9 protein-coding genes are annotated in these 12,080 nt (G+C 59.3%); 2 read left to right on the forward strand and 7 right to left on the reverse strand.

Going from position 1 to position 12,080, the window contains the following annotated elements; translation table 11 throughout:
* Positions 1-16: 16 nt before the first annotated feature.
* The 7 genes from IE089_RS06735 to IE089_RS06765 form a co-directional block, all read right to left on the reverse strand.
* Complete coding sequence (locus tag IE089_RS06735; RefSeq protein ID WP_189476539.1) at positions 17-892, reverse strand: SDR family NAD(P)-dependent oxidoreductase; 876 nt, start codon at positions 890-892, stop codon at positions 17-19.
* Positions 893-1,017: 125 nt separating this feature from the next.
* Complete coding sequence (locus tag IE089_RS06740; protein WP_189476543.1) at positions 1,018-2,382, reverse strand: DsbA family protein; 1,365 nt, start codon at positions 2,380-2,382, stop codon at positions 1,018-1,020.
* A gap of 51 nt (positions 2,383-2,433) precedes the next feature.
* On the reverse strand, positions 2,434-3,756 hold the full coding sequence (locus tag IE089_RS06745; RefSeq protein ID WP_189476545.1) for a M20/M25/M40 family metallo-hydrolase: 1,323 nt from the start codon (positions 3,754-3,756) through the stop codon (positions 2,434-2,436).
* Positions 3,757-3,829: 73 nt separating this feature from the next.
* Entirely contained in the window at positions 3,830-5,083 is a 1,254-nt protein-coding gene (locus IE089_RS06750; RefSeq protein WP_189476548.1) for an aromatic ring-hydroxylating oxygenase subunit alpha, read from the reverse strand.
* Positions 5,084-5,088: 5 nt separating this feature from the next.
* Positions 5,089-6,273, reverse strand: coding sequence for an aminomethyl transferase family protein (locus IE089_RS06755; RefSeq protein WP_189476550.1), 1,185 nt, complete (start codon positions 6,271-6,273; stop codon positions 5,089-5,091).
* Positions 6,270-7,826, reverse strand: coding sequence for a phytoene desaturase family protein (locus tag IE089_RS06760; protein WP_189476553.1), 1,557 nt, complete (start codon positions 7,824-7,826; stop codon positions 6,270-6,272). The genes IE089_RS06755 and IE089_RS06760 overlap by 4 nt, the downstream gene beginning before the upstream one ends.
* Positions 7,819-9,435: a phytoene desaturase family protein gene (locus tag IE089_RS06765; RefSeq protein WP_189476556.1), complete on the reverse strand. Its 1,617-nt coding sequence runs from the start codon at positions 9,433-9,435 to the stop codon at positions 7,819-7,821. The genes IE089_RS06760 and IE089_RS06765 overlap by 8 nt, the downstream gene beginning before the upstream one ends.
* A 135-nt stretch (positions 9,436-9,570) precedes the next feature.
* On the opposite strand from IE089_RS06765, the gene IE089_RS06770 reads away from it, so the two are divergent.
* Complete coding sequence (locus IE089_RS06770; RefSeq protein ID WP_189476559.1) at positions 9,571-11,037, forward strand: FAD-linked oxidase C-terminal domain-containing protein; 1,467 nt, start codon at positions 9,571-9,573, stop codon at positions 11,035-11,037.
* Positions 11,030-12,073 carry a glycolate oxidase subunit GlcE gene (glcE, locus tag IE089_RS06775; RefSeq protein ID WP_189476562.1) on the forward strand — a complete coding sequence of 348 codons (1,044 nt, stop codon included), beginning with the start codon at positions 11,030-11,032 and terminating at the stop codon, positions 12,071-12,073. The genes IE089_RS06770 and glcE overlap by 8 nt, the downstream gene beginning before the upstream one ends.
* Positions 12,074-12,080 lie beyond the last annotated feature (7 nt).

Below are 12,080 nucleotides of genomic sequence, written 5' to 3' on the forward strand. Positions count from 1 at the left end.
CGGCGGCAGCGATTGATCAGAGCTGCGGAATCTCCGCTTGATCAATAGGCAACTCCGCTCTACCGATGCGTTGTGCGCGCTGCTGCAGCGTAGCCTCAGCATCCTCGACCCCAATCATGATTACAAACCGCCCCTCGCGCACACCGCCGAGACAGTAGCGAGCCAACTCGTCCAGATCCTGCACTTCCAGAGTCATGCCTGCGGCCTCGGCCGCAACCTGAAAATCCTGCACCGTAGGCACGGGGTCGTAGGGTTTTTCCCTGGCCAGATCTTCAGGCCGGTTCCGGTCCGTTGTCCAGATACCGGTATCCAGCAGACCGCCGGAGGGGTAGAAAATCGACGCACCCAACTGGGTGCCCTCGCTCTGCAACTGCGCACTCAGGCATTCGGTGATGCAAGACACTGCCGCTTTGCTGGAGGCATATACCGACTGGTAAGGCAATGGCGAGATGCCACCGTCACCGGATGAGGTGTTGATCACATGCCCAGGCTGCCCGCTCGCGATCATGCGTGGCACGAACACCTGAATCCCATACACAACACCCATCACGTTCACCCCGTGAACCCAAGCCCAGTCGTTAGGCGTGGTCTCCCACACGTTAGCCGACGGTGCTGCGACACCGGCATTGTTGAACAACAGGTGACAGGCGCCGTGCTGGTCGTAGACGAAGTCGGCAAAGGCTGTCACTGAATCGAGGCTGGAAACGTCAGCCGTGGTTCCAGTCACCTCGCCAAGGTCGGCAAACTCGGCCAGCACTTTGTCCAGCGCGCTTTGCTCCACATCACCGATAACGACCTTGGCACCGGCCTTCAGTAGTTCTTTCACCAGAGAGCGACCGATACCACTGGCGCCGCCCGTTACGGCCGCCACTTTTCCCGAAATGTCCTGCATTATTGTTGTCCTGTGCTAAACGGAATGAGGCTCTGTTATACACCCTCATTCGCACAAGAGAACGACTTGCAGCAGCGGATTTCTGCAAATCTTGCCGGTGGAATAAAACCTTAGCCTGATCAGACTCAGGCTTGCACCAGAAGCCGCTGTATCTCGCGCGCCATAACCCACAGTCGGTCCTGGCCCCAGGCCCAGCACACTTCCTCACCTTCGCTGTCTAGCAGGCGGAAGCTGGGCACGCCCCAGCTACCCGTTTCCAACATTTGCAGACGGTTTGCTTCCAGTTCCTCTTCCCACCCACGAGACCCCAGATAACGTTGCGCCTCAGACCAGTCCAAACCGGCCGCTTCAACGACCTTGCGCAAACCGCGATCATTGTTGGTGTTAGTCCCCTCCAGAAACGCGGCATTGAGGAAAGCGCTGATATAGGCCACTGACCTGCCCTGCTCTCTGGCCCATGGAAACAGAGAGTAAGCCTGGCGAACAGGGTTACCAATGGGATCATAGAACGGTCCAAAGCGGCCACCGCGGGCGCGCGCTTCACGGGCTGTGTCTCTGAAGATGTACATGCCCTTTGTCCGCGTCAGCGAGACGCCGCGCATAACCATAGGCAGCACCGGCTTCACCTCTAGACGTACACCTGCGCGGTCGCACAGGGCCACGGCTTCGTCGAACGAAATCGCCGTGTAGGGGCTACGCAGAGACACATAAGCTTCGAGTGTCAGGCTGCCATTGGCCTTATACGTTCCAGGGTCTATGGCAGGCCTGGGGTAAAGCACACCTTCACCCTGTGCGCCAATCCCCAGCGACTGCAATCGCGACTCCAGCAGGTAGAGCCGATCCACGCCCCAGTACCAGTCACCTCCGTAATAGAACATGCCACCGGAATAGTGTTTGAGTGCGGACTGATGCGCATCCCCCGCCTGCAGTGCAGCACGAGCCTCGTCCACACTGGCCAGCTTCAGGGTATCCAGCACACCCGCAAGGTCAGAGCCCGGCGTGAACAACGCCAAGCCCACTCGCTCGGCTGCCGCAGCAAACTGTTCCACCGGCAAATCACAGAGTGCACGACGAGCCAGTTCCACCTGATCGGTGGTGGGCACCACCGGCGTCGAAGGAAAATGTAATGCGTAATAAGGGGCAACCAGTGCTGCATCGTAACGCGCCAGAGGCAGCAACATGTCGGGTTCGGGGTTGTTGCGTCCGTCAGCGCCACTCACCAAATGAATCTTCCATTCGACGGGATACCTGGCCATCAGCGCGGGTAGGCATTGCGCTGCCATCACACTGTAGGGATCGTCCACCTGGTGGAAGTACTCGATGCAATGCGCCCTGCCCTGCTTTACCCGCGCCTTCTCAGCATCGCTGTGGCGACGTTCTTCAGCACCTTCGCGCACCATCGCGCTCATCACTCGTGACTGCATCCAGCGCGCAAGCGCCGGTGGGTTCATTGTGGCAGCGCCACCCTGATCTTCAAACTGCTCTGCCATGTTTTATTCCCGTACTATTCAAGCTCAACTGAGTTAGCTATCGCGACGCATTCACTGCTGCTGGGATAAGCGATACAGCACCACTGCTGCTCGCTGCGTTTGCGATACCAGTGTGGAGAGGTCTGCTATCTCGTCCACGGTGTGTCCACCCTCTCCCATCAAACCCAAGCCATCCAATGCCATATCAACATACTCAGCGGCAAATGAAATATCGGCTGCTCCCGCCCGGCGCGGATCAACGGCAGTGACACTGCCGTGTCCCAAATCGCGGCTGGCGCTATCAAACATTGCCAGCAGGCGACGGTTGCCGTCCGTGGGCGCCATAGGGGGGTATGCGGGGAAAAACTCGAAACTGGCTTGAGCGTTTGGCCCGCTTTCAGATGCAATTTCTTGCATAGTGGCTATCGCCGCATCCAGCTGCAACTGGCTCAGGGCGCGAATCCCACCGCTCACGGTTGCGTGTCCGGCAATCACATTGTCTTTGCCAGCGGCACTGCCCATGGCCCTTACTCTGTCACGCTCCACCGCAGTACCACCCAATATCAGTCCCGGGTTAAAGGTCAGATTGGGCTCATCGGAAAGTGCTTCGCGCCATCCGTCCAAGATTCTGGCCGCCTCGAAAATCGCACCATTGCCAACATCCTCTCGAAAGATCTGGGAACTGTGTCCGCTGCCTGCGGCGATAGTGAGTGTCCAGCTACCCGCGCTGCGCCTGGCTATGACCGCGGTTCTTGGGTCGCTATCACCGTCTTCAAAACCCAGTGCCACGTCAGCCCATTGGGCCGCTTCAATCAATGCAGCATTGGCGAGGCTGTAGGGTTTACCGCGACGTTCCTCATCACCGGCAAGCACCACACGTACCTGCAATTGATCCAGCACTCCATTTTGCAGCAGTGACTGCAGCGCCAGAAGCATGACGACATTTCCACCTTTCATATCGGTAATGCCCGGACCGCGGGCACGGTTATCAGGCAGCAGTTCGTACTGCTGGAACGGACTGTCGATGGGGAAAACCGTATCGAGGTGGCCGATGAGCAATATTTTAGGACCTTTGGTGCCGTGGGAGGCGACAAGGTGGCCGGCGCGCTCAAATGGCGTGCCATCGATCCACTGTGTATCAAAACCCAAGTCTGCGAACTGTTGCTGGAACAGTTCACCGGTCGCCTTCACGCCGGCAAAGTTCATCGTGCCACTGTTGATATTTACGCTGGTTTCCAACAGCTCGAGCGCTTTCGCTTGTCCCGCCACAATCGCATCGGCAATGGACTTTTCGGTACTGTCCAGGGACCAGACAGCGCCCGCGAGCAGCCACCACAAACCCCAGACCCAAGCAATTTTTGCGGGCAAGCCTTGACAATGAGTGTTCAGGTTCATGCGCGATGGCCTCCAACCATACTGTGCTCGGGACCAGCGTTTGCACCCGCAACCGAGACGTTCAATATCGCCGTTACTGAGCGTTAGCCGCCGTCATGGCGCGAATATACCAGCGATGAAAGGACATCAGCGTGGCTTCGAACTCCAATTGCAGAGGCCCTGGCCGGTACAACCGCGAGAGAACGCCAGCACGATTTCGGGAGATGATGTACTCGTCCTCCAGGGTTGTGTGGTGCCACAACCACGTCAGCTTCTCCAAGTCGTAGTCCCTGCCTGCCTGGGCTTCACCACTCACAAACCACACTACCGTCATATCGGTGAGATCTGGACCGAGGGGCATGAAGCGATACAACACGCAGTGATCGGGGTAATTCAGCATGAAGCTGACAGGGCCGAACTGAAAGTCGCCCGCACCGCCGTCATAGTCATGTATCTTGCCCATCAGCGGCGCCAGCGGCTGGCCGTCTTCACTGCCGGTGACGTTCCCCTCAAACAGCCCATAGCGTTGATGGGACACGCAGTTACCAAAACCCGTTGCCTCATCGTAGATCCGGTAATGTTCATCGGCGATACCCGGCACCCCGGTGACGGCCTCTGCACGCTCCCACAATGCATCCAGTTGTGGCTGCACCTTTGCTTGCGGATCCTTCAATGTATGAAGGCGCGCATAGGCCCGATGGGAAGGTGCGCAGTGATAGCACTCCAGATAGTTTTCGAGGCAAAGCTTCCAATTCGCCTGAACTCGGTAACTGTGGGAGTGCGCAATGCGCGCTGATGGTAAATCGTAGGCAGCCAGCGCCGGCAGCACCGGCGCCACCGCCTGTGTCAGATCACTGGCCGCCGGATCAGCGTTGACAAACACCAGACCCTCCACGGTTGCCAGCCGCAGCTCGAGTAGGCCTAAGTCGTCCGCATTGAAGGCGGCATTGCCCTGCATCTCACGAGCGCCGCGCAAACGTCCATCATTGGCATAAACCCAGCCGTGATAGGGACAGACAAAGCGCGTGGTATTACCCGCCGCCTCTTCGCACACGCGTGCGCCGCGGTGGCGACAGCTATTACTGAATGCACGCAGTTCCCCATCATCGCCACGCACAACCAGGATGGAATCCTCACCCAGCTCGATCGACACATAATCACCGGGCGTTGCTACCTGCGACACATGCGCGGCATAGATCCAGCTTTTCAGCAGTAGCGCATCCAACTCCCGCTCGTAGGCCAGAGGGGAGCGGTAGAAATACCCCGACAGCGCACGCCCCGGTGCAGAGCCCTGCTCTCGCAGGGCATCGCCCAGTCGCTCGGCAGTATCGTCGGGCAGCGGCAGCACGGTGACTACAGCGCCGGCGCGGGTGTTTGGCGGCGCCGCGGCGGATCAAAGGGCGCGCGATCTATGGCCACACAGGGGGCAAGCACTTTGTTCCATCGCAGCTCGCGCTCATAGTAGATTTCTGCGACCAGGCCAGTCAGGGAGGCATCCGCCGGCAACTCCAACTGGGCAAACGCAAGATTGGTTTTCGCCGTGGGACACCAGGCCGCCGATGTGACCGTGCCGACCACCTTCCCGTGCTGCAGGATGAAGCTGTGATGCGCGGGCTTGTTCCCGTCCACATCCAGCATCACGTAGCGATAGCGGGAACCCGCGTCACGCTCCGCCAGCAATGCCTTGCGGCCGTTGAACCGCGGTTTGTCAAAGTCCACCAGCCAGCCCAGTCCAAGCTCGAAAGGCGAACGGGTACAGCCGCGCCGGACGGCGGTTTCCGCCGGCACAAAATCGACACCTGCTTGCAGAAAGCCTGCTTCAATACGGGCAATCTCCAGCGCCTCTGTGCCAATGGCTTTAATCAGGTAGGGTTCCCCTGCTGCAAACAAGGCATCCCATAAGGCCTCACCGGCGGACGTGTCTATCCAGAGCTCATAGCCCAAGTCACCGGTGAAGCCCGTTCTGCTGACGGTGAGAGTCTGGCCCTGGAAGCTCACCTCAAGAATGCCAAAGGGTTTGAGCGACTCCAGTCCGGTCACACCCATGGCCGTGAGCACGGTGCATGAGGTTGGCCCCTGTACCGCCAGTGCAGCCACAGTGCCCGTTTCATCTTCGATGGCAACATCAAAGCCCAGACTGGACCAGTACAGCCATTCGTAGGCGCGGGTATAGCTGCACAGCCGATAATCGTTGTCGCCAAGATGAAACAGTGTGCCGTCGTCCATCACCTGGCCGGCATCGTCACACCAGATGCAGTACCCCACCCTGCCGTTCTTGATCTTGGCCACGTCACGCGTGAGTACACGGTTCAAAAAGGCTTCGGCATCCGGCCCAGTAACGCGGTACTTATTCATGGGGCTCAGATCGAAGACGGCCGTTGTACTGCGAATCGCAAAGTACTCCAGCTCAATATCGGTATAAGCCTCGGGTTTCAGGTAACCGTTCCAGCCTCCCCAGGCATGCAACAGATTGTGCTGTTGCTGGCGACTGTGAAACGCGGTGGGCAGGTATATGGGTTCGTCCTGATGCGGGTTCATGATTGCTTCTCCATCTTCAGGATCGTATCGGCGGCGTTGCGGCCGGGCAAACCACTGAGATTACCGCCCGGGTGACTGCCCGCGCCGCACAGGTACAAACCGGGCACCGATGCGTCATAGCGAGCGGCGGCCGGGAAGGGTCGCATCATGAGCACCTGATCCAGACTGATCTCAACATGATCCCAGTGCCCACCCTGAACGCGGTACTGCTGCTCCAGATCGGCCGGCGTCAATATCTCTGCGGCCACAATGTGCTCGCGTATGTCAGGGGCATACTGCGCCAGGCAATCGATCCAGTCAGACAACGCCCGCTCACGCTGCGTCGACCAGCCCCCGGCGGGGCTGTGGCTAACGTGCTGCACAATGGCAGACAACACATGCTGGCCATCGGGTGCCAGTGAGGGGTCGTTCACACTGGGGATGCTGATATCCATCGTGGGCAGTGACGCGTACTCGCCGTACTTCACCGGATTAAAGGCGCGCTCTACATAGTTTGGGTCCGGGGCAATCAACAGCCGCTGACCGAGCTGCGAGGCGTCGAGGCCAGTAAAGTTCGGTAAGCCACTGAGCGCCAAATGCAACTTTGCCGTCCCGCTCTTTATGCGAATCTGGGACACCCGGCGCGCAGTATCGGTCTCAACTTTGGCAAGGCCCAGCAGTGATTCAAAGGTGGTCACCGGATCGACGCTGGAGACAACACAGCCGGCACGCAACTCGGTGCCATCCGCCAGTTGAACACCCTCTACGCAATCGCCCGGCATAATCAGACTCTGGACCTCGGCACCGTAACGCAGTGTGACGCCGGCTGCCTGAGCGGCGTTCGCCAACGCGGTTCCCAGTCCAGCCATACCACCGCGAACCTGACTCACTTCCCCGCCCCATGCCCACTGCAGCTTGCGCTGCAGCAAGGTGAACACGGTATTGGGGGAACGTGGCCCGAAGTGAGTGCCCTGCACCGCCTCAAGCGAGAGCATGCCTTTTAACAGGGGGCTTTCAAACCGCTCCTGCAAAAGGTCGTATACATTGTTCAGCGCCTGGCGCAGCAGCTCGCTCATGTCGTCGCTGCCCATGAGCCTTAGGCGAAGTCCCAGATCTGCCAGAGCAAGCTTGTCACGCAGCTTCCCTTCCACAAGGTAAGGCGGCGGCCGCTTGGAGAGACGCAGCAACAGGCGATTCACCTTTGACAGCAATCGATACAGTTCGGCAAAGGCAGCGCGATCGGCATCAGAAATTTCACCGCTAACCTCGCCCTGCTTTAGGCTAATCGTATTCCCGTCTGCAGACAGACCGATACTGGTGAGGTCTGTGGCGGCGAGTTCCAGGCCGTGCTGCTCTAACTTCAATTCCCGAATCAATTGTGGCGAGAACTGGGTCAGCCACTGGGCACAACCCGGCACCTGAAAACCCGGCGCTATCTCGCGATTCACCGCCATACCGCCGGGCTGCTCACCGGCCTCGAGCACCATCACACTGCGACCCGCACTGGCAAGCTGCGTTGCACAGACCAGGCCGTTATGCCCGGCACCGATCACTAAAACGTCGACATCAGTCATCCGCATAACCCTCCGGCACCACATTGGGCTCTCTCAGGTCAGCGAGAATCTCGCGCGCGGCATTGGCGCCCGGCGCGGCCATGACACCGCCACCCGGGTGAGTGGCAGAACCACACATATACATTCCTTTCACCGGCCCCCTGTACTGGGCATAACCCGGGAAGGGACGATTGAACAGTAGCTGATCGAAAGTGAGCTCACCCTGGAAGATATTCCCCTCGGTCAGGCCGACCTCGTTCTCCAGTTCACGAGGCGTGCGCGTTTCACAATGCACAATCAAGTCCCTGAAGTCGGGGCTGTAATTTGAGATCTGGTCCAGTACCGATTTTTCAAAGCCGGCTTTGTCTTCATCCGTCCACTCGCGGCCATTGATTTTGGGCGGCGCGTACTGCACGAACACAGTCATCATGTGCTTCCCGGGCGGCGCAACGGTGGGATCAAACAAACTGGGGATCAGAAGGTCGAGGTAAGGGTCCTTGGACCAGGTTTCGTTCTTCCAATCATCGTAGGCGCGTTCCAGTCGTGGCAACGAATCGTGGAAGTGGAAATCACCGACCATCAGACGGCTTTTTTTGTCCAACCCGTTAAAGGTGGGCAGCCCGTCCAGCGCGATATTGAGCTTCCCGCTGGAACCACGAATCTTGAAGTTGCGAGCCCGCTGGACAACGGTCTGGGGTAAATCGCCCTCGTCCATCAGGTCCAGGAACGTACGCTTGGCGTCTAAGTTGGACACGACGATTTTGGATCGGAACTCTCTACCATCGCGCAGTGCTACCCCGGTGACCTTACCGCCCGACACCATGATATTGCCCACGTCGGCATCAGAGATGATCTCACCCCCATAGCTCTGCAGAGCAGCGGCCAATGCGCCGGATACTGCACCCATACCACCGCGCGCAAAACCCCATGAGCCCACATTGCCATCAACGTCGCCCATGTAGTGATGCAGCAGGACATAGGCGGTGCCCGGTGAGTAAACCCCCAGCGCAGTACCGATAATCCCGCTGCCCGCCAAGTGAGCTTTGATGACGTCTGTCTCGAAAAACTCCTCCAGGTAGTCCGCTACGCTTTTAGTCCAGAAGCGCATGGTATCGGCCAACCCCGCCTCGCCCATCTCACCAAAGGCGGCGCCGTACTCGGCCAACTCGCGCAAGCGACCGGGGCGCAGGGACGTTGGGTTGGGCGGGCGCTTCATGAGAAACGGCCGGATCAACCGGGTTTGTTTCATGGTATCGGCGGCATAGCGTTGCCAGGCGTCGGCATCACGGCGAGAGTGGCGCTGCATTTCACGGTAGCGGCGCTCCGGCTCGGGATACTTGCCGAAGATGTCGCCGTTCTGCATGAAGGTGACACCACCGCCATAGGGAACCACCTGCAGACCGTGTCGCGGCAGTTCAAGGTCGCGGGCTATTTCAGGGCGCAACAGACTGCAGACATAAGAGCAGTTGGAATAGGTCCAACCCTCGTGCAGTTCTCGGCTGACAGTTGCACCACCGATGTAGGGGTTACGTTCCAATACCGCCACCTTCAGCCCGGCTCGGGCCAGGTAGGCAGCATTGGTAAGACCATTGTGGCCGGCCCCGATGACTATCGCATCGTACTCGTTCACGCTATTACTCTGACGCTGAAAACACAGCACGATAAGGGGCCTGCAGTGGCTGAGTCAATCGCTCCCTATAGGCACTTTGAACTGGGTTGACTATGGCTTAGCATGGCCGCTCGCTATTACGATCCGACCCTGCCAATGTCTGAAGCAGATTCCGACGCAGCACTCCCCGCGATTGACGCCGACGCATTGATCACTGAGTTGCGCAACATCATCCCCGGCGACGGTGTGGTGGTGGAGCGAGAAGGCCTAACGCCCTTCGAGTGCGACGGCCTAATGCTCTACAAGGCGTTGCCTCTGGTAGCAGTTATGCCGCGGTCAAAAGCGGAGGTACAGGCTGTGGTTAAGTGCTGCGCCCGTCACCGCGTACCTGTGGTTGCGCGTGGCTCAGGTACGGGCATCTGCGGTGGTGCTATGCCGCATCCTGAGGGCGTGCTGTTGGATTTGGCGAAGCTGGACTCCATTGTCGCCATTGACCCCTTGGCCCGAACCGCCACGCTACAGCCTGGCGTCACTAACCTGCGTATATCGCAGACTGCGGCGAAACATGGTCTTTACTACGCGCCGGACCCCTCCTCCCAAATTGCCTGCAGCATTGGCGGTAACGTCGCCGAAAACGCCGGCGGTGTTCACTGCCTGAAGTATGGACTCACGGTGAACAACTTACTGTCCCTGGAAATGTTGACCGCAGACGGTGAATTAGTTCGCCTGGGCAGCGACGGCCTCGATAACCCGGGCTACGACATGATGGCGCTGATAACGGGTTCAGAGGGCCTGCTGGGCGTGGTGACCGAGGTTACCGTTAGGTTGCTGCCTACCCCACCCTGCGCACGCGTGTTGCTGGCGGGTTTCCCCAGCGTCAGGGCGGCCGGCGACGCGGTCGGCGACATCATTGCCGATGGCATCGTTCCCGCCGGGCTTGAAATGATGGACAAACTGGCCATTACCGCCGCAGAGGATTTTGCACAAGCAGGCTACCCCCGGGACGCGGAAGCACTCTTGCTTTGCGAGGTGGATGGCACGGAAGAAGAAGTGGCCAGTCACACTGAGCGGGTGAGTGCACTCTTAAACAAAGCGGGAGCCACCAGTGTTCGCGTGTCGGACAGTGAGGCCGAACGCGCGCTGCTGTGGAAGGGCCGTAAATCTGCCTTCCCCGCGGTGGGTCGCTTGGCGCCGGATTACTATTGCATGGACGGCACAATTCCCCGCAGCCGCATCTCTGAAGTTTTGGAAGAGATCAATGACAGAGCCACAGCCTATGGCCTGTCTGTTGCCAACGTATTTCATGCGGGAGACGGCAATCTGCACCCGCTGATTCTCTACAACGCGGGCGACCCGGACTCCGTGGCCAAGGCAGAAAAGCTAGGGTCGGACATTCTCTCGCTCAGTGTACGCGTGGGCGGCGCCATTACAGGCGAGCACGGCGTTGGCATCGAAAAGCTTGCGCACATGGCTGAGCAATTTGGTGAGGCCGAGTTGCGGCAGATGGAAGAGATCAAGGCCGCATTCGACCCCGCGCTGATACTCAACCCCGGCAAAGGCGTTCCCATCTTAAAGCGCTGTCAGGAATACCGCGCGCTGCCGGGAAAGCACAACCATGGGTGATATCAGCACACAGCTTGCCCATACCGTTGCCGAGGCATACCGGGCGCGCACACCACTTAAGATTCGCGGCGGAGGCAGTAAAGCCGATGTGCTTGGCAGGGACGTGGAAGGCACGCCACTTGATATTGCCGAGCACAGCGGTGTGATCGACTACAACCCGGCGGAACTGGTGCTCACTGCCAGAGCCGGCACACCGATCGCCGAGATCAACAAACTGCTTGGCGAGCAGGGTCAGCAGTTGCCGCCTGAGACACCGGCGCTCGCTGGCAAAGCCACGTTGGGCGGCAGCCTGGCCTGCAATCACTCCGGGCCTGCGCGCCCCTGGCAAGGTTCGTTGCGAGACATGGTGCTGGGAACCCGCCTGATTAATGGTCGGGGCGAACAGCTGCGGTTTGGCGGACAGGTCATGAAGAATGTTGCTGGGTACGATGTCTCGCGCATGCAGGCCGGCGCCCTGGGCACGCTGGCGGTGATCACCGAACTCAGCCTCAAGGTGCTGCCCAGACCCGAGACCACGAAAACATTGGCCTATTCACTCTCTGCGCATGACGCGCTTGATGTGATGCGCCAGCGAGCGACTGAACCCAGACCACTGAACGCCGCCTGTTGGTTTGAAGGCACTCTGTACCTGCGTCTCTCTGGCGCCAAAGCCGCCGTAGAGAGCACTGCACAATTGTGGGGTGGTGACAGCGTTGAACAGCCGCCATGGCAGGCGATTGCCGATGGCGAGCTGCCCTGCCTGAATCAGGCAGGCAGCCTGTATCGGTTATCTGTCCCCACGGGCAGCGCTCTTGCCCCCAGCGATAGCGTGCTGATCGACTGGGGAGGCGCCCAGCGCTGGGTTTACGACCAGCCAGAGATTGTGGCGGCCGCAGTTTCAGAGCGCGGTCACGCCTGGCTGTACCGCGGCGGCGACCGTAAGAACGAGACTGCGCCACCGCTTACCAGAACCCAGCGGCAACTGCATACGGCGCTGAAAAATGCCATGGACCCCGAGGGTATTTTGAACCCCGGGCGTCTCTACAGCTGGCTATAGGGCGCGC

The sequence above is a fragment of the Parahalioglobus pacificus genome (genome assembly GCF_014652275.1).
GTDB classification, from domain to species: Bacteria; Pseudomonadota; Gammaproteobacteria; order Pseudomonadales; family Halieaceae; genus Parahalioglobus; species Parahalioglobus pacificus.

Coding starts and splice junctions, on each gene's coding strand:
- IE089_RS06735 (WP_189476539.1), bottom strand. CDS start 892: ATGCAGGACATTTCGGGAAAAGTGGCGGCCGTAACGGGCGGCGCCAGT.
- IE089_RS06740 (WP_189476543.1), bottom strand. CDS start 2,382: ATGGCAGAGCAGTTTGAAGATCAGGGTGGCGCTGCCACAATGAACCCA.
- IE089_RS06745 (WP_189476545.1), bottom strand. CDS start 3,756: ATGAACCTGAACACTCATTGTCAAGGCTTGCCCGCAAAAATTGCTTGG.
- IE089_RS06755 (WP_189476550.1), bottom strand. CDS start 6,273: ATGAACCCGCATCAGGACGAACCCATATACCTGCCCACCGCGTTTCAC.
- IE089_RS06760 (WP_189476553.1), bottom strand. CDS start 7,826: ATGACTGATGTCGACGTTTTAGTGATCGGTGCCGGGCATAACGGCCTG.
- IE089_RS06770 (WP_189476559.1), top strand. CDS start 9,571: ATGTCTGAAGCAGATTCCGACGCAGCACTCCCCGCGATTGACGCCGAC.
- glcE (WP_189476562.1), top strand. CDS start 11,030: ATGGGTGATATCAGCACACAGCTTGCCCATACCGTTGCCGAGGCATAC.